This window comes from Prosthecobacter sp. Pr1, from assembly GCF_057652315.1.
Genome location: NZ_JBYFBS010000003.1, coordinates 1 through 22,672 on the forward strand (window position 1 = coordinate 1; position 22,672 = coordinate 22,672).

Genomic DNA, 22,672 nt, shown 5'->3' on the forward strand with positions numbered 1-22,672 from the left:
CTTTTCAGCACCTGCCTCACCGATCCGCCACCGGGTCCTTGCCCACAAAGATGCCCAGCACAGCACCACCGATGACCCAGGCGATCAAGTGATCGGCGATGTTCACCGCCGCATCGCGGCCCGGATTTTCAAACCAGATCCACATCGGCAGGTCGGCGGTCAGGCCGGCGAACAATCCTGCCGCCGCCACGAAGGCAATGCGCGCCGGATAAAACAACGCCGTCTGGGAGAGCAGCGCCGCAATCAACAGGGAGCAGACCAGGCAGCGGATGAAGCTCAAAGTCAGGTTCATCCCCATGCTGACATCAGCTTTGCCCGGACGAACAATGGCATACACGTAGGGGCCGTTCTTCATCGCTTTCTGCTGCTCTGCTACGAAGGCTTTTTTCTCTTCCGCAGTGGCGATTTTCGGCGCCTCACCCATGGCTGGCAGCAAGTAGATACCATGGCCGGAGGTCACGTTGGCCTTGATCACTTCGGCAACCTTGGATTCATCACGAAAGGCGCGGAATCCGTTTTGATGCCAGCCGAGGGCTGTCCACGACACCGCCTCCCAGCCGAAGACGGCCATGGCGGTGAGAACTGCTCCGAGAATGATTTTACCCATGAAGTTTAATAGTGGCTCAAGCTTGAAGGGCAAGCAGGCAATCTGCCAAAACGATCAGGCAATCCTACGAAGAACCCCTCAGCACACGGGCGTCAGCAGCGCCGCGCCGCTGAAGTGCGCCGCCAGATTCTCCACCACCAGCCGGGCCATCTCCGCACGCGTCTCATGCGTTCCGCTGCCGAGGTGTGGCAGCAGCACCGCGTTCTCGCACTGCATCAGCGCCTCCGGCACCTGCGGTTCATTTTCAAACACATCCAGCCCCGCGCCACGAATCGTGCCGTTTTGCAGCGCCGTGATCAGCGCCGCCTCATCCACCACCGAACCCCGCGCGATGTTGATCAGCGTGCCCTTCGTGCCCAGTGCGGCCAGCACCTCCGCGTTGATCAGGTGCTTCGTTGCCGCACCGCCAGGACAGGCCACCACCAAAAAGTCCACCTTTTGCGCGAGCGCGACCAGCGAGTCCACATACTCCCAGCTCACTTCTTGTTTTGTGCGGCCATGATAGGCGATGCGCATCCCATGCGCTTCCAGCCGGTGCGCGATCGCCTTGCCAATGCGCCCCAGACCCACGATGCCCGCCAGCTTGCCGTGCAGCGCATGCGCCAGAGGGAAGGCCCCCTTGGTCCACGCGCCCGCATGCAGGAAACGGTTCGCCGCGATCAGCTTCCGGCTCGTCATCAAAACCAGCGCGCTCGCCGTGTCCGCCACGTCTTCCGTCAGCACGTCCGGCGTGTTCGTCACCCGGATGGCATGCGCTTTGCACCAGTCCACCGGCACGCCATCATACCCCACGCCAAACACGCTGATGATCTCAAGATTCGGCAGCTGCTCCAGCAATGGCACCGGCGACACACTGCCCCCGGCCATCACGATGCCGCGGATTTCCGCCCCCACATCGGCCAGCAGCGCCGCCTTGTCCTCCGCATGGAAGTAATCATGACACACATGCGCCGCCAGCAGCGGCTGCATGAGGAAGTCCGGCAACGGGGCGAGAATGAGAACAGGGTTTTTTTCCATGGGATGTTATGAACGTGATTTTTTCCAGTCCTGCGGTGGCGTCAGGCGCACGCCCTCCGGCCATTTGGCGCCTTGCTGGATCCAGTCGTGAATGGTCTGCTCGTAATCGCGCTCCAGCCGTTCAGGGGTGGGCGGCATGGCCACGGGGTTGTCATGGCCCAGCAGCAGGACCTTGTAGAGCCGGCTTTGATGCGGCGCTCCCGGCACGATCACCGGCCCGCTGCGCCCGCCCTTCATCGCCCGCTCCTTGGTTTCCAGGTTCAGTCCGGCAAACTCATACCGATGCTGGTGGCACTCCAGGCAGCTCTTCTCCAGGATCGGCTTCACACGGCGCACAAAATCCACGGGGTCGTTCTTCAGCCGCGTCAGCTCCATCACGCAGGCAGGAAGCGCCGCGCCCAGCGCCAGTGCAATGCGAAGAAATCGGCTCATGAGTTCATCATCCGGTGGCAGCCCCGCCTGACAAGCAGCGATTCAGCCCGGACGATTCCGCATCATGTCCGCCACTTGCGCAAAGAACGTGCTGATGATGGGCGCCTCGGGGTCCGGCACCGCCACTTCGGTCATCGCCTCACCCATCAGTTTCATCCAGCGGTCCCGCTCTGCCTCACCGATGGAAAACGGCATGTGCCGGCCGCGCAGACGCGGATGCCCGCGCTCCTCGATATAGGTCTGCGGCCCGCCGAAACGATACACAATGAAATCCGCCAGCCGCTTCTCCGCATTCTCCCAGTCATCCGGCGGATACATCGTGCCGATCACATCATCCACCCGCACCCGCCGGTAAAACGCCGTCACCATCTCGCGCAGCTTGGTTTCGCCCACCCGGGCGCAGAGAGTTGAGAGTTCATCCATGGGAGCAGAGTAGAGATGGCCGCCAGGAAACGCAAAAAAGATCAAAGAACCAAACCTTCCGAATCTGACTCATTTTTTGTCCTTTTTTGCGTCTCCTTGCGGCCGCCCATCTTCAGTTTTCAGGAATTCCCCCGAAAGTTTCGTCTCTCACAGGACGGATGATTGACTCTCCGATCCAACTCGTTCGTATCTAACCCATGAAAATCGCGCTCACCCTCCTCACTCTCTTTCTCATGGCCTCCCTTGCCCCGACCTCCTCTGCTGCTGACGCCGCCAAAACTGAAACCGCCATCATCGGTGGCGGCTGCTTCTGGTGCGTCGAGGCGCAGTACCTCCTCGTCAAAGGCGTCAAGAATGTCGTCAGCGGCTACGCCGGCGGCAAAACCGAAAACCCCACGTACGAAGACGTCTGCACCGGCGACACCGGCCACGCCGAAGTCATCAAGGTCGAGTTCGATCCCGCCGTCATCAGCTACAAGGAAATCATCGATCTCTTCTGGGACGCGCATGACCCCACCAGCGTGACCAAGGAAGACGGGGTGCATCACGGCAAGTTCCTGCCCAAAGGCACCGCCTTCCAGGGCAACGACTACGGCACCCAGTACCGCTCCGCCATCTACTACACCAGTGAAGAGCAGCACAAGATCGCCGAAGCCTCCAAGATCGAAGTGCAGAAGAAGTGGAAAGATCCCATCGCCACCGAGATCGCCCCGCTGAAAAAATTCTACCCCGCCGAAGACTACCACCAGAACTTCAAAGCCCTCCATCCCGACCAAGGCTACGTCCGCGCCGTCGTTGATCCCAAGACCGAGAAGTTCAAGCACAAGCTCGAAGAGAAGGGCAAGATCAAGCCCGAGGCGAAGTAACCACCCACCGTGAACTGGTCCGCGCTCTCCAAGTGCGGTTTCCGATTTAGCCCAAGCCGCAAGGCTTGGGCTTTTTTGTTTAAACGACCGAGGTATTTTTTGAACAAACCTAGAAACGATCTTTCTCCGTCATAGGTTCTGGATTTATCTGGCCGCAGGGTCGCCATTCTGGCAGAACGGGCCTCCATTGATTTAACCATGAGTTCCTCCCGAATCATTCTTTGCCTCGCTTTATTTGGCGCGAGCCTGGGAGTTTGCCGCCAGGCACTCCGCCTCACCGACAGACCTCAGGAATTCCGGTCGCTGGCAAAGCTGGTCAGAGGCAGTACCACATATGGGGGCGCGTATGAATGGCTGGCTTTGCCTGCGGAGTTTTACACGAACATGGTGGAAAGCCTGGAATCGGAAGAACTTAAACGACGGGCTTGGAAGCGATTGTCGGTTTCAAATCCCGAGCTGACAAAATCGCAGATCAAAATTCAGGCCACCCGAACCAGGGCAAGCGGAATTCTCAATGTTCTTGCCACGGGTTCGGAGCCACGCGGAACAAGAATTTTTCTAGATGCCTTGATGGATGAGTTCATTGCCTGGAGAATGAGCGTGGTAGAGGTGGCGGCAAACAAAGCCCTCCACGCCTTCCTTCAAAAAACTGCGCGTTCGCATGAAATGGAGCCGCCTGCGGTCATCCTGGAAAAGTTCTTCTCCAGGATGGAAGCCGCCAGACATGGGGCGGACCAGAAAGTGGTGGCTCCCTATCTGGAAACTCTCCGGCTCCCACTCAAAGACCTGCCAGGGCAGCCCGGGTCGGAAGATAGCGGGAAGGCAGCACCAGATCATACCACCCACCTCGACCAAAACGTTCGGGAACTTGAAGCCAGAGTGCATTCCTATTTGTCCGATGCTGCAGAGTTGGTGAGGACCACTGAAATACAGGCGCTGGAGCAGGGGCCTCATCAAAAACAGTTCGAGCAGCTGGAGTTGTTCACGGGTACTTTCCTCGGGATAGATCCCACACAGATTGCCATCCAGGAACGTGCCACTCCCGCCACCGAGTACGTCGAAGACTGGCGCTGGCCCATCGCAGCGGGCGCCGGTGGTGGCGGTCTGTTGGGTGCCTTCGTTGGTCTGGTGCTGAGTTTGATCATCGTGCGCTCTTCCGTGCCACCTTCTAACTTGCCGCCTGGCATCCGCTCTGCCGAAATCGGGCAGCATTAATTTTCACCATGATTGTCTTCCGCTTTTTGCTTCGCCTCGGCATCATTCTGGGCTGCGCTTATATCGGCGCACTCATCGGTGCCAAATTTCAAGAATACCGCATTCTTGGCAGACCTGAGGCGTTTCGTTCGGAGGCAAAGCTTGTGGCAAACGTTCAGTTCATCAACCGCGAGCTGGAGGAGAGGAAGTTAGGGCTGAGTGAAGGCACCACATCTGACACTCTGGAAAGCGCTGAAATGAGCCGCCGCGCTTGGGAACGTCTGAGCGCACTGAGCCCCGATATCCACAAGGGTGAGATCGCCATCCGTGCCACCCAGACCAAAGGCAGCGGCACCATTAACCTTTTCGCGACCGGGCCGGAGCCCAAATCCACTCGGATCTTTCTCGATGCCTTGCTGGATGAGTTCATCGCCTTCCGGCGGGACGTTCGTGAGAAAACGCTGGGCGGGGCGCATCAGAAGGTGCTCAACGAAGCGACTGCCCTGCAGAAGGAGATGAAGGAGGCTGAAGCCTCTCTGGAGAAAGCACGTGCCAGCGCGGGCTCGGTCAGCGCCAATCTGGAGCATGTGCGCCTCCTGGCCCGCCTCACCACACTGCGAAACGAGCGTGACGAGCGCCGCTTCAAAATAGGAACCATGCCCGAAAACGATGCCGCACGCACCCTGATGCAAACCCGGCTATCCGCCATCGAACTCGAAATCAAGGGCATGGAAACCCAGCTCCAGCGCCAGGAAGCCGCCGCCTCCGAGCTTCGCGTGCTCACCGAAAAATTTGATGCAGTCAAACAGGCCTACGACAAAAAATTCGAACAGGCGGGCGAGCTCCAGACCTCCATCGAGGATGCGGATTTCGTCGTCATCCAGGAACGCGCCACCCCTGCCTTCGTAATCGTCGAAGAATGGCGGCTGCCCGTTGTCGTAACTGCCGTCGGCGGCGGCCTCATCGGCCTGGTGCTGAGCCTCCTGCTCGTGAGTTCTCCCAGGCCACCGCAAAGGCCAAGGGGGATGAGTCGATCGTGATCCCGGCTGCCAGCTCGTTCAGTACCGGACCACATCCTCCCCTCCCCGCACCACATCGTCACTTGCATCCCGTCCCTGCGTGCTTCATTCGCGGCGCTTGCAACCACTCCACCTCATCGACGCCATCGGCCCCTTCTTTCGCGGGCATGACGTGCGTACGATCAACTGGTCCAAGATCCCCTGGCACCACCTGCCAAAGGCTCGCGATGCCGCTGCGGATGCCTGGTGGGCGCAGGTACGGGAGGACGTCACGCGCTTCGCCGATCAAGCCTCGTCTTGGGGCTTCAATGCCGTCTCCCTCGATGACGTAACCCATCTCGCCGATCACGTCTGGCTGGAGCCGGAGCTGCGCGCACGCATCGCCCTCTACCGCGAGGAATTCGCCCGCTGCTTCGAGATCTTCACCTCACGCGGCCTGCAGATTCATCTGACGATGGATGTGATGACCTACACGCCGGAACTGCGGAGGCGCATGACGGATGCCAAGCGCGAGGTGAACGACTACCTCGCCGAATTGCTCGATGGTTTCTTCACCAGCTTCCCGCAGGTGGCAGGCATCATCCTGCGCATTGGCGAAGCCGATGGCAAAGGCGTGCACGATGAATTCCGCAGTGAGCTCGTCATCCAAAAGCCCGCGCAGGCGCGCCAGCTCCTGCTCGATCTGCTGCCCGTGTGCGAGAAGCACGCACGCCGCCTCATCTTCCGTACCTGGACGGTGGGCGCCTATCGCATTGGTGATCTGATGTGGCACCGCGGCACTTTCACCCGCGTGTTTGAAGGCCTCACCAGCCCGGCGCTCGTCATCTCCATGAAATACGGCGAGTCCGATTTCTTCCGCTACCTGCCGCTGAACTCCAACTTCTTCCGCACCGACGTGGCCAAGATCGTCGAGCTGCAAACTCGGCGCGAGTACGAAGGCTGCGGTGAGTACCCCAGCTTCACCGGCTGGGAATACGAACGCTACGCGCACGAGCTCAAGCACGCGAAGAACGTCATCGGCTGCATGGTCTGGTGCCAGACCGGCGGCTGGGTCCCCTTCCGCCGCATTGCATTGATCGATCCCGAAGCCATCTGGATCGACCTCAACACCTTCGTCACCATCCGCCTCATCAAGGACGGCATGCCCGTGGAAGACGCCGTGCGCGCCTTTGCCAAAGAGCGCTCCCTCGGCGATGCCGAAGCCCTCATCGAACTTCTGCGCTACTCGGACGAGGTGATCCGTGAGCTGCTCTACGTAGAAGAATTCGCGCAGCAAAAACTCTTCTTCCGCCGCGTGCGCATCCCGCCGCTGCTCCAGGTGTATTGGGGCAACATCTTCATCAATCACAGCGTCAAAAAGCTGCTGCTCTACTTTGTGCAGGAGCCGGAGGCCGCCCTGCGCAGCGCCGCGCGTTGCATGGGCCGGCTGGAGCAGATGATCGCTCTCGCCCCCCGCGCCGGTGTGCCCGTGGCCGATCTCGAGTACATGCGCGACACCTTCCGCCTTCTGGCGCTGGCGCGTGAGTACTACTTCACCGAGTTCACCCCCGAAATGGAGACTCGTCTCCGCGAAGCCAAGCGCGCCTACAAAGCCACTTACGCCAAGCGCGGCCTGCGCGCCCGCTATCGCATCAAGACCGACTTCAAGCCCTTCTGGCTCCACCGCCGCTACCTCGGCTGGGCCATCGAGCTCCTCATGCGCCGCCGCCGCGGCTACCGCCTCATCGACCGCCTGCTCATCCTGCACGTCCTCTCCATGATCTACCGCGTCATCGCCCTGCGGAAGCCGCACTGGATTCCCGGCTTTGCCAAGGAAAGCGCCATGGGCGTGGACGTGGTTTTTCGGTAGTACGACAGACACTCCTGTCTGTCGATCAGCGCTCACGCATCACCCGAACTCACGCAAATCCCACCCCACACGCCACCTTTTTCATGATGCGTGCTTCCAAGGTTGGGTTCTCTAAGGATGGACATGCTTGTCCGTCATTTGAGAAGGGTGGGGCTCGTTGAGAGCGCTGGCCGACAGACAAGAGTGTCTGTCGTACCTCAGATCTTCGGCTCCCACCCCTTGCGGTAGCCACCGTCGCGGCCCCAGAGCTTCAGCGCCTCCGCGTTATCCAGCACCTTCCCCGTCTTCGGATCACACTTCACCACCGTATTCGTGCGGTACGCCATGTTGCCCAGGTGGCACATCATCGTGCTTTTCTGGCCTTCTTCGATGGGGCTGTTCAGCTTCGCATTGCCACGGATGGCCTCGATGAAATTGCCCATGTGCGCGGGGTCACCGCCGCCTGCGCCTTTACCCTTGCTCATCTCCACGCCCTTCAGGTCGTAGTTGATCCAGGAGTCACGAGCGATGGCCATGGTGCCGTTGTCGCCATAGAACATGACTTCCGCCAGCGGCTTCTCCGCCGCACGTGCGTGGGAGCTGCTCTGCACCCACTCGCAGCCGGCGTGGCCGAAATCATACACCGCCGTTCCCGTGTCGGGCGTTTCCTGCGCATCATCGTAGAAGTAGCGCCCACCGTTGTAGGTGGTGCGCAGCGGATACTCGCCCTTGAGGCCCCAGCGCAGGATGTCCAGCGTGTGGATGCCGTTGTTGCCCAGCTCGCCATTGCCCCAGTGCCAGAACCAGTGCCAGTCGTAGTGCGCGAGCGATTTGAAATCATGCTTCGCATCATCCGGCACAGGGCCCTGCCAGAGGTTGTAATCGATGTCCGGTGACGCCGGCTTCTCGTTCGTCGCCACGGACTTGCGCGTGTTGTAGTAAAATCCACGGCCAAAGCGCACGGGACCGATGGCACCACCATGCAGCGCCTCGATCGCCTCCTTCATCCACGTCCGGCGCTGATTCCCCATCTGCACCAGACGGTCATACTTCTTCGAAGCCGCCACAATCATCTCCGCCTCATGCGCGTTCTGGCTGCCGGGTTTCTCCACATAGACATGCTTGCCCGCCTGCATGCACAGCAGCGCGGCCGGGGTGTGCCAGAAATTCGGTGTGGCGATGAAGACCGCATCCAGCGTCTTGTCGTCCAGGATGGTGCGGAAATCCTTCACACCCACGCAGGAGACCTTCTGCGTGTCATTGACCACCTTGAGGCCCAGTTCGAGACGCTTCGGGTCCACTTCGGCCAGATAGGCGATCTCCACGCCCGGGATTTTGAGCAAGGCCTGCACGTGCTGCATGCCACGCCCCAGCGCCACCACCGCCACTTTGACCTTCTTGCCCGCTTCATCAGCGGCATAGATTTTCGGAAGAGCGGACACCGCCGCGAGCGCGGACGTTTGGTGGAAAAAAGTGCGGCGGTTCATGTGAGTGAGAGCAAATCGGCACCGGAGGGGCCTGTCTTGCACGCCAATCCATTCACCAGCAGCCTGAGAGTTGACCACGGAATACACTGAATACACAGAAACTGAACCAGACTCTGGATTCCGTGTATTCAGTGTATTCCGTGGTTGATTCAATTCCGGCCAAATCTAAGCCGATGCAGAGCCGTACTTTCCCCGTGCATCCGGCCCATTTTCGCCCACTATCGGGGCTGCCACCATCCGCCATGACTTTCGCCGAACTTCACCGCATCTATCACCAGCCCTTTTTCGACCTCCTCAAGCAGGCCCGCGCCGTGCATGACGAGCATTGGACCGGCAACGAAGTGCAGCTCTGCACCCTGCTCAGCATCAAGACCGGCGGTTGCAGCGAAGACTGCGGCTACTGCGCCCAGAGCGCCCGCTACAGCACCGGCCTGCAGAAGGAAAATCTCATGCCCAAGGAGCAGGTCATGGAGCGCGCCCTCGCCGCCCGTGCCAGCGGCTCCACCCGCTTCTGCATGGGCGCCGCTTGGAAAGGCGTGCGCAAAGGCACCCAGAAATTCGATCAGGTGCTCGACATCGTGCGCGACGTTTCCAAGCTAGGCATGGAAGTCTGCGTCACCCTCGGGGAGCTCGGCGCAGATGAGGCCACCGATCTCAAGGAAGCCGGCGTCACCGCCTACAACCACAACGTGGACACCTCCCCGGAGCATTACCCGAACATCGTCAGCACCCACACCTTCGACGACCGCCTGCGCACCATCCGTCACGCGCAGGATGCCGGCATGTCAGTCTGCTGCGGCGGCATCCTCGGCCTCGGCGAGACCATCGAAGACCGCCTCAAAATGTTGGAAGTCATTTCCAATTTCAATCCCCAGCCCGAGAGCATCCCGATCAACGCCCTCATGCCCATCAAAGGCACACCGATGGGCGACAATGAAGTCGTTGATTCCTTCGCCTTCATCCGCATGATCGCCGTCACCCGCATCGCCGTGCCGAAGGCCAAGGTGCGCCTCAGCGCCGGCCGCACGAATCTGAGCCGCGAAGCCCAGGCCCTCGCCTACTTCGCCGGAGCCAATTCCATCTTCTACGGCGACAAGCTCCTCACCGCCGCCAACCCGCGCGCCAACGAGGACATGAAACTCCTCCGCGACCTCGGCCTCGCACCCCAGGCCCCCAATCCCGAAATGGAAGCCCCGGAAGCCACCGAAGGCCGCCCGCTGATGCCCTGCTGCACTGAGGAGCATGCCTGTGAGATGGAGAAGGCGAGCGGGTGCTGCTAGAAATCTATTTCGCTATTTCATTCGACTGCAACTTTGCGAAAGCCTTGCGTAAAAATGGCCCGGAGTCGCTATCTAAAAGCGTCAATTGGAAGCCATCAGTGGAAGCAATGGCGCGTGAAAACACCCACTTCTGGTCTTTGACATTCAGGGTGAATTCCCAATAAGTTTCTGGGGTGGTTGAGTTGCCTAATCTGAATGAAACTTGTGGTGAATCATCAGATATTTGATCCAGCTTCAGTTCGGTAATTTTGTTGTTCGCCTCAAACTCTTTTCTGGACTCCATCAGCGTTTCATCCCTGAGCCGTATTGTGGCATATTCATACAATGCATCACGGAACATTCCCGGAAATTCCTTGAGCAACGCATCCAGCTTATCTTTTGCTCTCGATACGTCTGTCTGTGCAACTACTAAGGTTGAAACAAGCAGCAAAGCAAGTGAGGCAAAGATTCGGCAATAACTCGGTGAATTCATAGATGGAATTAATGAAGCTATTCTGTTTATCGTAAAGCTTATCACACCGCCGCCTTCAGCAGCCGTGCCAGATACATCCCCGCCGTCTTGCCCACCTCCACCACTTCCGCGTGGTGCAGCGTCTGCGCTCTCAATCCGGCCGCCCAGTTGGTGAGCATCGAAATCCCCGCGACCTCCATCCCCAGCGCACGGGCTTGAATCGCTTCCGCCACCGTGGACATGCCCACAGCATCCGCACCCAGCGTGCGCAGCATGCGAATCTCCGCCGGCGTTTCATACTGCGGGCCGAGCAGCCCCGCATACACGCCCGCATGCAGCTTCAGGCCGATCTCCAAACTCGCCGCGTGGAATTTTTCACACCACGCCCGCGAATAGACCTCGCTCATGTCATGGAAGTTCGGCCCACCAAGCAACGGCGTGGTGCCTTGGAGATTGATGTGATCGGTGATGAGCATCAACCCGCCCACATGAAAATTCTCATGGATTGCCCCCGCCGCATTCGTGAGCACGACACGCTTCACGCCGATCCCGTGCATGAAGCGGATGCCCGCCGTGACCTCATGCGCCGTGAGCCCCTCATACAAATGCCGCCGCCCCTGCGCCAGCAGGATGGGCTTGCCGTGATGCTGCGCCAAAACAAACCGCCCCGCATGCCCCGGCACCGTGGAAGCACTCAATCCCGGCACCTCGCCATACGCGACTTCACTCTCGATTCCAAATGCATCCGCCACGGCTCCGAGACCGGAACCCAGCACGATGGCAGTTTCAGGACGGGCGTTTTGAAGGGCGATGAGGGACATATTGTGGACCACTATCTGGCGGCAATCCTCTCCTTCAACTCCTCATACAGCCGCTCCACCTCCGGCATCTCAATCCCCGCTGCTTTCGCCTGGCGCACCGGCTCGCCCCAGATCGCCTCCAGCTCCACCTCGCTGCCTGCCAGAAAATCAATGAGGCTGCTCGGCTTGTACGCAGACATCGTGCGCGTCCGCTCGATCATGTCATCAATCAGCGACAGCGGAATCGCATGTCCCAGCCGCCCTGCCGTTTGGATGATCTCACGCATCAAATCCCGCACTCGCTGCTCCAACACCGGATCCGCCAAAATCGCCGCCGTGTCCTTCCCACCCGCAGCAATCGAAAGACCGTTGAAGGGAATATTCCACACCAGCTTCTTCCACCGCGCCGTGAGCAAACTGGGCTCCACCTTGCACTCAATATCACAACGCCGGAACTCTGCCGCCAGTGCCTTCGTGCGCACCTGCGGCGCACCACTGTGCTCGCCCAGTGCAATCTGCCCCTGCGCGATGTGATGGATCACACCCGGCGCAATCCGGTTGATGCACACAAAGCACAGCCCGCCCAGCACATGCGCAGAGCCAAAGTGCCGCGCTAGGAAGTCATCGCTGCCCAGTCCGTTTTGCAGCGTGAGGATCATCGTCTTTTTGTGCAGCAGCGGCGGCAGCAAAGAGAGCAACGCCTCATTCGCCGTGGCCTTCATCGCGATGATCACCAGATCGCACTCCCCGATCTCCGCTGTGCTGCGGTGGCAGTGCACTTGCGGCAGATCGAAGTCGCCGAGAGGACTGCTGATCTTGAGCCCGTGCTGCTTCACCTGCTCATAATCCGAGCGCATGAGAAAATGCACCTCATTTCCATGCTGCGCCAGCCGCCCGCCATAGTAGCAGCCGACGGCACCGGAGCCGATGATGGCGATGCGTGGATGATCCAGATTCATAGGCGCAGTGTGGGGTGCATCGGTGATTCTTCAAATCATCACAAGCATAAGTAGTGCGGGCAATCCTGCCCGCGAAGGACGCGCTCAAATGCGGGCAGGATTGCCCGCACTACTTCACCATCAAATAATGCCGCGTCTTGCCATGCCTCTGCTTGTTCGTCAGTGGCGGCAGGTCGAGGTGGAAGAAATGGCGCAGGGTCTTGGTGTGGTGCTTGAGCGTCTGCTTTGCAGCCTCCTTCAGTTCCTTCCACCTCCTCCATGGATGATCCGGCGCATGCGTGATGTGCCTCAGCAAACTCAGCCATTCCACATACGCACGTGAGATGTCCCCTTCCGCAATGCCCGCCTTCAAGTCCTGCGCTCCCGGCTGCTCCGGATGCAGCAGCGCATCGAGCAATTCCGCCGCGCCTTCGCCGTAGTCATCCGGCAGACCATTCTCGAGATAGCCGTGATGATTCACAAATCCATACGTGCCACGACACACCGCCGCGAGTCGTTCGGAACCGCAGTTCAGCGGTAGATCAAATTTGGAGCCGCTGCGCAGATTCGCCAGGTGATGCACCAGATCATCCGCAGGATAGCTTTCATCCTCCAGCGCCGCCACAATCGCCAGTCCTTCACCGTGCTGGAAGAAGCTGAAGATTTCTCCACGCCGCGTCGGCACACCATCGGCATCGATCAGACCCAGTGTGCGCCATGCATGAATCGGTGATCCGCCACGCGGTTCGCGATCAGTCGTGGCCGTTTCGGCCATGTGAACCCCAGTCGCGTTTTGCACCACGATGCTGCGTTCCTGCGGTGCAAAGAGCAGCCTGCCATGACCATCCTCATAGGCCATCACCTCGATGGGCGCGAGATCGAAGCACGCAAAGACCAGGTTCTCCTTCGTGACTGTGCCGATGAATTCAGGGGCCACATCTGGGATGACGTCTTCGCCATGGTCGAGGATGGCCTTCGCGAGGTCACCCGCATGCAGCACGGTGATTTCCTCCAGCGGTATCGTTTCTGCGTTGCGCGGCAGCTTGAGCAAACGGCGAATCGACTTCGTCGGCTTCACGTCATCTCCCACCGGCGTGCCTAGGCTGATTTCGACGCCGTAGGTCACTTCCTTCTCGCGGCGGATTTTTCCCACGCGGCCGATGCCGTGAGCAAACTTCGCGGCGAAAGCCGGAACACTCAGCACCGCATGCACACGGCTCAGGGGCACGCGTTGCAGTGCATGGCGATGCTTGCGCTCCCACTCACCGTAGGAGTTCAGGATCTGCTTTTCCGTGGCTTCCAGTCCAAAGAGCGCCTTCGCATTCTCATGCTGCGGATGCACCACGTTCGGCTCCAGTTCCTCCAGCCCCAGCAGCGGCGGTACTTTGGCAAACAACCTGCCCGCAAAGCGTGTGGCGGCCTCGAAAGGATTCTCCTCCCTCAGCGCGGCGTGCTTCATCACGCGCAAAAAAATCGGCCATGCCAGCAGGGTGCTGCGGTGCAGCCGCGCAGGCCGCGCATCAAAGATGGAAGGGCTGTCACGGCTGGTGATCACATGGCCCTTGTCATCCAGGCCGCGTCTTCCGGCGCGGCCATACATCTGCAGCAGTTCATCCGGCGCGAGTTTGTGCTCGCTCTTGCCATCGTGAAACGTCGTGCCCGCCACATGCACGCTGCGCACGGAGAAATTGATGCCTGCCGCGAGTCCCATCGTCGCTGCGATAACGCGGAGCTGCCCCGCTTTCGCCAGCGGTTCGATCACACCCGCCCGTGCGCCATACGAGAGTCCGCTGTGGTGAAAAGCCACGCGTTTTTCCAGCAGCGTGGCCAGATCTTTTCCACATACCGCACGCTGTTCCGCCGTGAGCTCCAGCGGATCACCCATCGGCAGATCAGCGGCCAGCCTGCGCGCAATCGACTCCGCCTCCTTGCGTCGCGGAGCAAAGATCAGCAGCGGCGCAAGATCGGCCATCATCACCGCCGCCGCAAAGCGCGGCCAGTAGTTCTGAAACTGCTTCTGCCGCTGCGGCAGCGTCTCCATCGGCACCTCTTCCAGTGGCACGGGCCGTTCACGCGTCATCACCACTTCCGCCTTGCGGCCCAGACTCACCAGCCACGCCGCCACATCCTCAGGGTTTGCCACTGAGCCGCTCAGCAGCAGCAGCCGCGTGTCCTGCGGTGCCAGCGCGATGGCTGCCTCGTAGTTCGCACCCCGCGAGTGGTCCGAGATCATCTGGTATTCATCAATCACCAGCAGCGCCGGACCTTCGCCCCGCACGAGCCGCTCGATCTGCGTCTCCAGCGTGGCCACGACGACAGGCGCATCCACATTCTCCGCGATGTCCCCCGTGGCGATGCCCACATTCCACTTCGCCTCTTTCCACTCGGCGTACTTGTCATTCGCCAGCGCCCGCGTCGGCACCGTGTAGATCGCCGGACCCTGCAAATGCCGTCCCTGATGCAGCAGCTCAAAAATGTAGGTCTTCCCCGCCCCGGTCGGCGCGCTGACGACCACGTCACAGCCCGAACGCAGCAAATTCACCGCCTGGTGCTGCCACGGATCGGGGAGTTTGAGCTGGTTGAGAGATGGAAGCATGCGCCGCTCTCTATGACGCACGAATTCAAGCTTGTCACGAACCAGGCTTGTTCGTATCCTTAATGCATGGCCACCAGCGTATCTTATCTCTTGCAAGAGGCATTGCAGCTGTCTGCAGACATGCGCATCGATCTCGCGGAGCAGTTGATGGAAAGCGCATCTCCTTCGACTGAGGCGATCTCGGAGCAGATGAAGATCGTGCGCACGCGAATGAGCAATGTGGAGCGCGGTCTTTCGCGGCTGGTGGAGGCAGATGCGGCGCATCAGATGGTCCGCGAGGCTCTCTCTGCGAAAGCATGACGCTGCATTTCGAATTGGAGGCACTCGAGGAGTATCGCGATGCGGCGATTTACTCCAAGACAAGGTTTGGTCTTGGCGAAGACTTTGTGCAGGCCATGGAAGCAGCCCTGGAAACCATCGCACACGATCCCGCCCTGTTTCAGCTTGTGGGCAATGGCGTGCGGATCTTCCGCCTGAAGCGTTTTCCTTATCATCTCTACTACCATCATGATGCAGAGGAAGAGAAGATCACGATCTATGCCGTGGCTCATCACAGCCGTCGGCCTGGCTACTGGCGCAAGCGTCTGCGGTAGGTGCACAAGACCGGCTTGAATCTTCAATACGCCCCGGTATTTCTTTCCGGTAGCTTCTGAAAAGCTGTGCCAACGAAACGTTTCCCGGATTGCGGCTTTTCATATCCGCACTCCTCATGCTGCTGAACGGCTGCAATGCGGGAACCATGACCGTCGGCTACTATGACGGCACCACTGGCGAAGCCAGCAAGACCACGTACTCCAAGTACTACGACAATGGCGACTGGCTTCTGAAGGACAAGCTCGGGCTCGTCATCCTCGTGGATCACGACAAAAAAGTCATCCCAGTCGCGCATGGCACAGCGCAGGCGTTCGGAGCACTCGGGCCACGCGATTCCCTCGTTTCCGGCAAGCTCTCGATTGTTCTGTGGAACTTCGATTCTGTGCCTCATCAGGAAAAGTTCAAACGCATGACGGTCCCCAGCGGGTCACTGGATTTCCAAAATGAAGTGCTCACCGCCGCTCCGCAGAAGGAGACAGAAACCGAGGCTGGCAGCTTTCCGATCTTCAACTACGGCACTTCCATCCATGTGACCCTTGAGGTGGAGGTGGCCGAAAAGCCACGTTACATCGAGCTGGATCTGCTGCGGCGCACCAAAGCTCAGTTGAATCAGTACTTCTCCGGCGGTGCAGCGCGCCCCTATCCTTGGGGCGCTCGCAGCGTCAATCAGTGAACGATTCCACCACCCGTTCCAGCTCTCGTAGATTCGCCCGCGCCTGCGATTCATATCGCTCGCGTGCCCATGCGGTGAGGTAGATCTTCTCACGCTTCAAAAAGCCAGTCAGAATCTCCGCACGCTTCTCTGCATACACCGCCTGCGGCACCCACGCATACTCCGCACGAATCTGCCGCTCATACTCCAGCACACGCTCCAAGGGCTGTGCGAAGATGGCCAGATCAATGTCGATGATCCAGGCATCATCCTCTCCTTCTCCCGGCTGATGTGACTTCGTCAGCAAAATGAGCCGCGCCACCTCGCGCGCCATTTCATGATTGCCGAGCGCCTCCAGCGCCATCTTTGCGCTAAGTTCTTCGTTCTCGCTGCCCTGAGGGTCATACACCGCATCATGAAACCACAAGGCCATCTCGATGAGGTCCGGCTTCGCGATCAAACCCGACACCTTGGCTTCATCAAAGCATCGGAGGCACTCCTCAAGATGTTGCAGCGTATGGTACGCACGCTGCGGCTCCGAATAGCATTCCAGCAGCCGCGCATGCCAGACGGAGGCCTTGCCCGACAAACTCAGACGTCTCCAAAGGTTTTCCAAGCGTACGTTTGAAGTCATCATGAGGAGGAAACAATTTGAGACACAGGGTTGCAATTGCCAGACGAAGCTGCAAACCCTGAGTTATTCACAGCAATCATCTCACCCCCGCGCTTGAATCCAGATCACAGCACGGTATCGCTGAATGCACACATGGATTGCCGCCAAAATGAAATCGTTTCCAGCCTGATGACCTCGTATCACGAGGTGGGCGGGATCAACCATGTCGATTGCGGCAATCTGCCGTCCAAACGTGCCATTGCCACGCTCTGCGAGGATCTTCTTCATCTGCTCTTTCCCGGCTTCTTTTCCGACGAGGCCGTGTCCTCTCAGGAACTGGAGCTGATGACGAACGAACTCGTCGCCAGCATCCGTGAGCGCCTGAATGTGGAGGTGCGCCGCAGCCTGCGCCTCAATGGCAGCCATGAAAATCGTGATGCCGAAGCCGCTGACGTGGTGTGCAGTTTCTTGATGAGGCTGGCCGAAGTGCGTGCCCTGCTGAAAATGGATGTGGAGGCCGCCTACGCCGGAGATCCCGCAGCGCGTGGGTTTGAGGAAATCATCCTCGCCTATCCCGGACTCGAAGCCATCGCGATTCAGCGCACGGCCCATGTGCTTTACCTGAAGAACGTGCCGGTGATCCCGCGCATGATGACGGAGTGGGCGCACAGCCGCACCGGCATCGACATTCACCCCGGCGCGGAGATCGGCTCGCATTTCTTCATCGACCACGGCACTGGCGTGGTCATCGGTGAGACCGCCACGCTGGGAAATCACGTGAAGCTGTATCAAGGCGTCGGCCTTGTGGCGCGCTCCCTCGCCGCCGGGCAGGCTCTGCGGGGCAAGAAGCGCCACCCCACGCTGGAAGACCACGTCACCGTGTATGCCAATGCGACGATTGTCGGCGGCGACACGATCATCGGTGCGCGCAGCACCATCGGCGCAAACGTATTCATCCTCGAATCTGTGGCCCCCGACATGCTCTACGCTCTGGGTGAGCAGGAACACAAGGTGCAGGTCAAAAAGAAGAAGTGAGCATGCTCGATCTCTCCCAGCTGAATTTTGATTTTTCCGCCCTGCCGCACTGGGTGCCGTTTCGCAAGGTGCGTGACCTCACGCCCCCGCCAGAACCGGCGGAGGCTTCAGCGGAGGAACCCATCCCGGATGGCCGCGATGCGGAACTGGAGGAGCAGACGCGGGCCATGCTGCTGGCACTGGATCTGCCGGGCGGAGCCAAACTCGTCACCGTGGCATGGAATGCGCGCCTGCGCAGCACGGCAGGCTATGCGCGCTATCCGGGCTGGGCCATTGAGCTGAACCCGCGGCTGCGTGAGTTTGAAGGCCAGGTGGAGCGCACCCTGAAGCATGAGCTGGCGCATTTGATCGCCTACCATCGCAGCGGCCGCAAACGCATCGAGCCGCATGGCCGCGAATGGCGTCAGGCCTGTGCGGATCTCGGCATCGCCGGTGAAAAAGCCCACCACCGTCTGCCGCTGCCGCGCAATGAAGTCGAACGCAAGCTGACTTACGCCTGCCCCGCCTGCCAGACCACCGTGCAGCGTGTGCGCAAGTTCCGCCGCCCCACCGCCTGCCTGCGCTGCTGCCGGTTGCATGCCGGCGGCCAGTATGACGGGCGCTTTCGTCTCGCGTTGGTGACTAAAAATTAGTTGCTGGGATACGCGTCTTTCCTCCAAACTCGGGCCTCCAGGCTGCGTTTATGCTTGACCTAGGTGCTCCTACCCGCTGCTTTAGCGTCACTCTCAACCCTTCCGTCATGAAAACCGCTTCGCGTTTCCTCTCTCTTGCTTCCGTCTGCCTGTTCGCCGCCAGCGCCAGTGCGCAGCTCGCAGAAGAATTCCACACCTGGACGAACACCTCCGGCAAAACGGTGGAGGCGACCCTGATTTCGGTCGATGCCGTTGCCAAGACGCTGAAGATCAAGACGAAGGACGGGCGCGAGTTTGATGTGGCCATTGCCAATCTGAGCCCGGCTGACTTTGAATACGCCAAGGGACGCTATGCCGCCATGCAGGCCGCCCCTGCTGCCGCACCCGCAGTGGCGATGCCTGCGACTCCAGCGGGTACACCCCCTGCCACGCCCCCCGCTGCCGCGCCCAAGGGAGGTGCCAAAACCGCTGCCGTCGTGAAAAAACCTGCGCCCCCGAGGCCTGCCATCGCGGTGGTACCAGCGGCCAAATTCAAAGCCCCCTCGGCCAACGATTACCTCAGTGGCGTCGCCAAAGTGCGGCCGCGCCTGATTCACAACGCCGCTGGCTGGGCGGCGCTGAAAGGTCAGATCGCAGCGGATCCTGTGCTGGCAAAAATCATGGAGGCCATGAAAGCCTCCGGGGAGGATCTTCTGCTGGATCCGGAGCTCACACGCATCAACGGCGAGACCGGGGGTGAAGGACCAAAAGCTGTTTATCGCATGGGCCTGCTGGGGGCGCTGCACTTCTGCGACGGCGATCTGAAATGGCAGGACAAAGGCACCAAGGAACTCATCGCCCTGACAGACAAAGTGACCTTCCGCGACTGGCATCCTGATCTCATGGACAATTTGACCGACCTCGTGGTGGCCACCTCCCTGGGCTATGACTGGTTCCGCGCCGGATTGAACGCCGAGCAGGCGGCTGTCGTCCGTACCTTCCTCGCAGAGAAAGGCATCGGGGCCCTCATCGCACATCTTGAGGGCGAAGAGATCCCCGAGAGCGCCAAAGGCACCTCCGGCGGCCAGACGGGAACAAAATCCAAGGCCGCCCCACCGAAGGCCCAAGGAAAGCCTCAGGCGAAACCCGATGTTGGCAAACTCCTTCCAGACAGCAAGCAGATGGCCGCCGCCTCCGCCCTCCTGCTCTCCGCCATCTGCCTTGTGGATGAGGACCCTTCCATCGCCAAAAAAGCGGCGGATGCGGCTGCCAAGGTCTTTGGCAAAGGCATCGTCCGTTTTGCTCCAGCAGGTGTCTGGCCCGAAGGCCTGCAGGCCGGTGAAACAGTGATGGATTACGTGGCCATGCTCTCTGAGTCCCTCAAGGCCGCTTCTGGACGCGATCTTAACATCAGCCTGCTGGAAGGCATTCCGCAGTTCAACACCGCCCGCATGCACATGATGGGCCCCAGCGGTCAGTCTTTCAATTTTGGAGATGCCACCAGCGCTGCCTCCACCCGTCCGTGGGTCGCCACCTGGCTGAGTGGCATCGCGGGAAATCCCGGCCTCCGTGCCGTCGCTGCCGCTGGCAAGCAGCCTGTGACCGCCGCCTATTTTGGCCAGGTCGGCAACTTCATCTACTACAACCCGCACGCCGCCGGAGACGGCACGGCGGACACGATGGACTACGCTCAGCCCGGCGGCTTTGTGGCCACCTCACGCTCCGGCTGGGAAAAGACGGATTACTTCGTCGCCGTCAAAGGCGGCGAAAATGAAGACACCACGGCGCAGCTCGACATCGGCAGCTTTGTGCTGGAAGCCGGCGGTCAGCGCTGGGGCATCGAACTCGGTGCTGAAATGGACAAAGCCCCCGGCTTTGAAGTCAAACCCGGCGCGGATCGTACCAAGCGTTTTGCCCTTTACCTCGAAAACACGCTGGGTCAGAACACCCTCGTCATCGACGGCAATCAGCAGGAACTCGATGCCAAAGCAGCGGTGCTGCTCGGTGCCTCCACACCGGAACGCGGCCTCGCCGTGGTGGACATGACCAAGGCCTATTCCAAACCCGCGAAGGACGTCCATCGGGGCATCATGGTCGTGCGCGGGGAGAAGCCCTACATTGTGGTGCAGGATGACCTCATCATGAAAAACACCGGCAACATCACCTGGAGCATGCACACCATGGCGGAGATCAACCCCTCCGGCACCACGGCCAAGCTCACCCTCGGTGGCAAAACCCTCGTCGCTACGATTGTCTCACCCGCCTCGGCCACCTTCAGTGCAGGCGTACCACCAGAACCCGCCAGCGAACAGTCCCGTGACTTGGTAAAGGCCAACGTCCACGTGCTCAAGGCTTCGGTCGAGGGTGCCAAAGGTCCGCAAAGCCTCTGCATCACCTTTGCCCTCGATGAAGCGCCAGCGCATACGCCCACGCCGGTCGCGACCTGGGTATCGAAGAAGTGATCACTGCAGCATGCTGCCGTTTTCTGAGTGCCTTCACATCAGGCGCGGAGAACGGCGGCAGGCAGAAAGATGACGCCCCATTACGCTATTCTCCTGCCAGGCGCAGGCATTCCGTCATGAGTTGAGGGCCAAGGAAGTAGCCTTTGGCGACAAGGTTCTCCAGCACGGGTCTGATGCTTGGGAGCAATCCTTCACGCTTCGCACGCAGGAACACTGCGCAGGTGCCCCGCACTTCCAGATGATAGGCCTCTGCTGCGATACGTCGCGCCCGGCGTTCGTCAATCAAGACACCGGTGATGCCATGATCCCGCGCCGCCTGAATGACGGATGCCTCACCGGCATCCAGCTCGGTAACGAGCAGAGGGTCGGGTGTTGATGTCTCCACGATTTCGACGTGAGCGAGAGTTTGCCGAACCTCGTCGGCATCTCCAGCATCTTTGGCCGTTAGTTCGGCCACCACTGCCTGCGTGGTCATCACGCGCGGAAACAGCTTTGTCAGCAAATGCCCGAGGTTGGTACGGCTCAGCGCAATGAGAGGGCCGGTGTTGCAGACAATGGGATGAGCAAAGAAATCAGCCATCGGCGAATTCCCGTTCGAGATCATCACCGTCCAGTTCGCTTACCGGAACTCCACAGCGGCTGCATTCGGCAAGGAAGGCCACCCGGCCCATGCCGCACATTTTTGCCGCCTGTCCTGAACTGACTTCTCCAAGTTCGAAGTACTTCAGCGCCAGCAGGAAGCGGCTGCGTTGTTCCACGTCTGCACGGCTCTTAGCGTGCAATGTCAAGGTGACCGGGAATTCGACTTCAAGCAAAGAGGTCATGAGAGTGCTGACATGCTAAACCGACTTCTGGCTGTTTTCAATCTCTCAACTCACGCCCGCGGGTGCGCGGCTTCATAGACTTCCTTCATGCGCTGCGTGGAGACATGCGTGTAGATCTGCGTGGTCGAAAGGCTCGCATGTCCCAGCAGCTCCTGCACGCTGCGCAGATCGGCGCCGTTGTTCAGCAGATGCGTGGCAAAGCTGTGGCGCAGCTTGTGCGGCGTGAGGTGCACCGGCAGGCCGGAGGCACGCCAGTATTTCATGATCACATCGTCCACGGACTGTGCCGTGATGCGCGTGCGCAGCTTGCTGAGAAACAACGCTCCATCATGCACACCCGCCTTTGCGCGGTAGCGCTGCACGGCCTCCAGGGCTTTGGAGCCCACCGGGCAGAGCCGCTCCTTCTTCCCCTTGCCAAACACGCGCACGGTTTCGGTGTAGGTGTCAATGTCCGCCACGTTCAGCCCCACCAGTTCGCTCAGACGCATGCCGGTGCTGTAAAACAGCTCCAGGATCGCCGTGTCACGCTCCGGCGCCCACACCGCATCGCGCTTGGATTTTTCCAGGCTCAGCGGCAGCGCCAGCATGGCCTCCACCTGCGTCACTGTGAGCACCACCGGCAGCTTCTTTTCACGCTTGGGCAGCTGCACCTCCAGCAGCGGATTGGCTTTCCAGCCGCGCCGCCGCGTCAGCCATTTGAAGAAACTGCGCAGCGCCGCGAACTGCAGCCGGATCGTCGCCCGCCCGCGTTCGCGCTTCATCAGATCAAACAAGAACGCGCGGAAGTCATCGGCGGTGAGTTCGCTCCAGCCTTTGAACGGCGTGCGCCATTCACGGAACTGCCGCAGGGCCAGCTCGTAGTTTGCCAGCGTGCGCTCCGAGGAGCGGCGCTCCACCTCCATGAACTCCAGAAACTCGGCGGCGAGCTTGTCCTCCATGGCGT

Annotated in this window: 24 protein-coding genes; 11 read left to right on the forward strand and 13 right to left on the reverse strand. The window is 60.1% G+C overall.

What is annotated here, in order from left to right; genetic code table 11:
- Nucleotides 1–16 precede the first annotated feature (16 nt).
- The 4 genes from AC24GY_RS05305 to AC24GY_RS05320 all read right to left on the reverse strand — a co-directional run bounded on the left by AC24GY_RS05305 (nt 17) and on the right by AC24GY_RS05320 (nt 2,479).
- Entirely contained in the window at nt 17–607 is a 591-nt protein-coding gene (locus tag AC24GY_RS05305) for a hypothetical protein (protein ID WP_487680921.1), read from the reverse strand.
- Between the two features lie 78 nt (nt 608–685).
- Entirely contained in the window at nt 686–1,624 is a 939-nt protein-coding gene (locus AC24GY_RS05310; protein WP_487680923.1) for a 2-hydroxyacid dehydrogenase, read from the reverse strand.
- A 6-nt stretch (nt 1,625–1,630) separates the two neighbouring features.
- Complete coding sequence (locus AC24GY_RS05315; protein ID WP_422319315.1) at nt 1,631–2,056, reverse strand: c-type cytochrome domain-containing protein; 426 nt, start codon at nt 2,054–2,056, stop codon at nt 1,631–1,633.
- Nucleotides 2,057–2,098: 42 nt separating this feature from the next.
- Nucleotides 2,099–2,479 (reverse strand): globin domain-containing protein, encoded by a 381-nt coding sequence (locus AC24GY_RS05320; RefSeq protein ID WP_422319317.1) that lies wholly within the window; start codon nt 2,477–2,479, stop codon nt 2,099–2,101.
- A gap of 233 nt (nt 2,480–2,712) precedes the next feature.
- Here AC24GY_RS05320 and msrA point away from each other — a divergent pair, with 233 nt between their 5' ends.
- From msrA to AC24GY_RS05340, 4 genes are all read left to right on the forward strand, one after another.
- Nucleotides 2,713–3,345, forward strand: a complete 633-nt coding sequence (gene msrA / locus AC24GY_RS05325) for a peptide-methionine (S)-S-oxide reductase MsrA (protein WP_422319319.1) — start codon at nt 2,713–2,715, stop codon at nt 3,343–3,345.
- A gap of 198 nt (nt 3,346–3,543) precedes the next feature.
- Nucleotides 3,544–4,560 carry a hypothetical protein gene (locus tag AC24GY_RS05330; RefSeq protein WP_487680926.1) on the forward strand — a complete coding sequence of 339 codons (1,017 nt, stop codon included), beginning with the start codon at nt 3,544–3,546 and terminating at the stop codon, nt 4,558–4,560.
- An 8-nt stretch (nt 4,561–4,568) separates the two neighbouring features.
- Nucleotides 4,569–5,579, forward strand: coding sequence for a GumC domain-containing protein (locus tag AC24GY_RS05335; protein WP_487680928.1), 1,011 nt, complete (start codon nt 4,569–4,571; stop codon nt 5,577–5,579).
- Between the two features lie 97 nt (nt 5,580–5,676).
- Complete coding sequence (locus AC24GY_RS05340; RefSeq protein ID WP_487680930.1) at nt 5,677–7,407, forward strand: hypothetical protein; 1,731 nt, start codon at nt 5,677–5,679, stop codon at nt 7,405–7,407.
- A 197-nt stretch (nt 7,408–7,604) separates the two neighbouring features.
- On the opposite strand, the gene AC24GY_RS05345 is transcribed toward AC24GY_RS05340, so the two are convergent.
- On the reverse strand, nt 7,605–8,873 hold the full coding sequence (locus AC24GY_RS05345; RefSeq protein ID WP_487680932.1) for a Gfo/Idh/MocA family protein: 1,269 nt from the start codon (nt 8,871–8,873) through the stop codon (nt 7,605–7,607).
- A 242-nt stretch (nt 8,874–9,115) separates the two neighbouring features.
- Here AC24GY_RS05345 and bioB point away from each other — a divergent pair, with 242 nt between their 5' ends.
- The gene (gene bioB, locus AC24GY_RS05350; RefSeq protein WP_487680934.1) at nt 9,116–10,153 is read left to right on the forward strand and encodes a biotin synthase BioB; all 1,038 of its coding nucleotides are present in this window, start codon (nt 9,116–9,118) and stop codon (nt 10,151–10,153) included.
- A gap of 4 nt (nt 10,154–10,157) precedes the next feature.
- Here bioB and AC24GY_RS05355 read toward each other — a convergent pair whose 3' ends face one another.
- The 4 genes from AC24GY_RS05355 to AC24GY_RS05370 all read right to left on the reverse strand — a co-directional run bounded on the left by AC24GY_RS05355 (nt 10,158) and on the right by AC24GY_RS05370 (nt 14,938).
- Nucleotides 10,158–10,625 (reverse strand): hypothetical protein, encoded by a 468-nt coding sequence (locus tag AC24GY_RS05355; RefSeq protein WP_487680936.1) that lies wholly within the window; start codon nt 10,623–10,625, stop codon nt 10,158–10,160.
- A 41-nt stretch (nt 10,626–10,666) separates the two neighbouring features.
- Complete coding sequence (locus tag AC24GY_RS05360) at nt 10,667–11,425, reverse strand: purine-nucleoside phosphorylase (RefSeq protein WP_487680938.1); 759 nt, start codon at nt 11,423–11,425, stop codon at nt 10,667–10,669.
- A gap of 11 nt (nt 11,426–11,436) precedes the next feature.
- Nucleotides 11,437–12,363 (reverse strand): 2-dehydropantoate 2-reductase, encoded by a 927-nt coding sequence (locus tag AC24GY_RS05365; protein ID WP_487680940.1) that lies wholly within the window; start codon nt 12,361–12,363, stop codon nt 11,437–11,439.
- 109 nt (nt 12,364–12,472) lie between these two features.
- The gene (locus tag AC24GY_RS05370) at nt 12,473–14,938 is read right to left on the reverse strand and encodes a DEAD/DEAH box helicase (RefSeq protein WP_487680942.1); all 2,466 of its coding nucleotides are present in this window, start codon (nt 14,936–14,938) and stop codon (nt 12,473–12,475) included.
- Between the two features lie 120 nt (nt 14,939–15,058).
- Here AC24GY_RS05370 and AC24GY_RS05375 point away from each other — a divergent pair, with 120 nt between their 5' ends.
- The 3 genes from AC24GY_RS05375 (at nt 15,059) to AC24GY_RS05385 (ending at nt 16,205) form a co-directional block, all read left to right on the forward strand.
- Nucleotides 15,059–15,238 carry a hypothetical protein gene (locus AC24GY_RS05375; protein ID WP_487680944.1) on the forward strand — a complete coding sequence of 60 codons (180 nt, stop codon included), beginning with the start codon at nt 15,059–15,061 and terminating at the stop codon, nt 15,236–15,238.
- A complete protein-coding gene (locus tag AC24GY_RS05380; protein ID WP_397385726.1) occupies nt 15,235–15,531 on the forward strand; it encodes a type II toxin-antitoxin system RelE/ParE family toxin in 297 nt (98 codons plus the stop codon). The genes AC24GY_RS05375 and AC24GY_RS05380 overlap by 4 nt, the downstream gene beginning before the upstream one ends.
- Nucleotides 15,532–15,647: 116 nt before the next feature.
- Nucleotides 15,648–16,205, forward strand: coding sequence for a hypothetical protein (locus tag AC24GY_RS05385; protein ID WP_487680946.1), 558 nt, complete (start codon nt 15,648–15,650; stop codon nt 16,203–16,205).
- Here AC24GY_RS05385 and AC24GY_RS05390 read toward each other — a convergent pair.
- Nucleotides 16,195–16,821, reverse strand: coding sequence for an HD domain-containing protein (locus tag AC24GY_RS05390; protein WP_422321614.1), 627 nt, complete (start codon nt 16,819–16,821; stop codon nt 16,195–16,197). The two genes, AC24GY_RS05385 and AC24GY_RS05390, sit on opposite strands and share 11 nt — an antisense overlap.
- Before the next feature lie 129 nt (nt 16,822–16,950).
- On the opposite strand from AC24GY_RS05390, the gene AC24GY_RS05395 reads away from it, so the two are divergent.
- The 3 genes from AC24GY_RS05395 (at nt 16,951) to AC24GY_RS05405 (ending at nt 20,905) form a co-directional block, all read left to right on the forward strand.
- The gene (locus tag AC24GY_RS05395; RefSeq protein ID WP_422321615.1) at nt 16,951–17,832 is read left to right on the forward strand and encodes a serine O-acetyltransferase; all 882 of its coding nucleotides are present in this window, start codon (nt 16,951–16,953) and stop codon (nt 17,830–17,832) included.
- A 2-nt stretch (nt 17,833–17,834) separates the two neighbouring features.
- On the forward strand, nt 17,835–18,464 hold the full coding sequence (locus tag AC24GY_RS05400; protein WP_422321616.1) for a SprT family zinc-dependent metalloprotease: 630 nt from the start codon (nt 17,835–17,837) through the stop codon (nt 18,462–18,464).
- Nucleotides 18,465–18,571: 107 nt separating this feature from the next.
- Complete coding sequence (locus AC24GY_RS05405; RefSeq protein WP_422321617.1) at nt 18,572–20,905, forward strand: heparinase II/III domain-containing protein; 2,334 nt, start codon at nt 18,572–18,574, stop codon at nt 20,903–20,905.
- Nucleotides 20,906–20,990: 85 nt separating this feature from the next.
- On the opposite strand, the gene AC24GY_RS05410 is transcribed toward AC24GY_RS05405, so the two are convergent.
- Genes AC24GY_RS05410 through xerA form a run of 3 tightly spaced genes read right to left on the reverse strand, consistent with a single transcriptional unit; the run spans nt 20,991 to nt 22,667 of the window.
- Nucleotides 20,991–21,485, reverse strand: coding sequence for a PIN domain-containing protein (locus tag AC24GY_RS05410; RefSeq protein WP_487680949.1), 495 nt, complete (start codon nt 21,483–21,485; stop codon nt 20,991–20,993).
- Nucleotides 21,478–21,729: a UPF0175 family protein gene (locus tag AC24GY_RS05415; protein WP_422321619.1), complete on the reverse strand. Its 252-nt coding sequence runs from the start codon at nt 21,727–21,729 to the stop codon at nt 21,478–21,480. The genes AC24GY_RS05410 and AC24GY_RS05415 overlap by 8 nt, the downstream gene beginning before the upstream one ends.
- 50 nt (nt 21,730–21,779) lie before the next feature.
- Entirely contained in the window at nt 21,780–22,667 is an 888-nt protein-coding gene (gene xerA / locus AC24GY_RS05420; RefSeq protein WP_397384381.1) for a site-specific tyrosine recombinase/integron integrase, read from the reverse strand.
- Between the last annotated feature and the right edge of the window lie 5 nt (nt 22,668–22,672).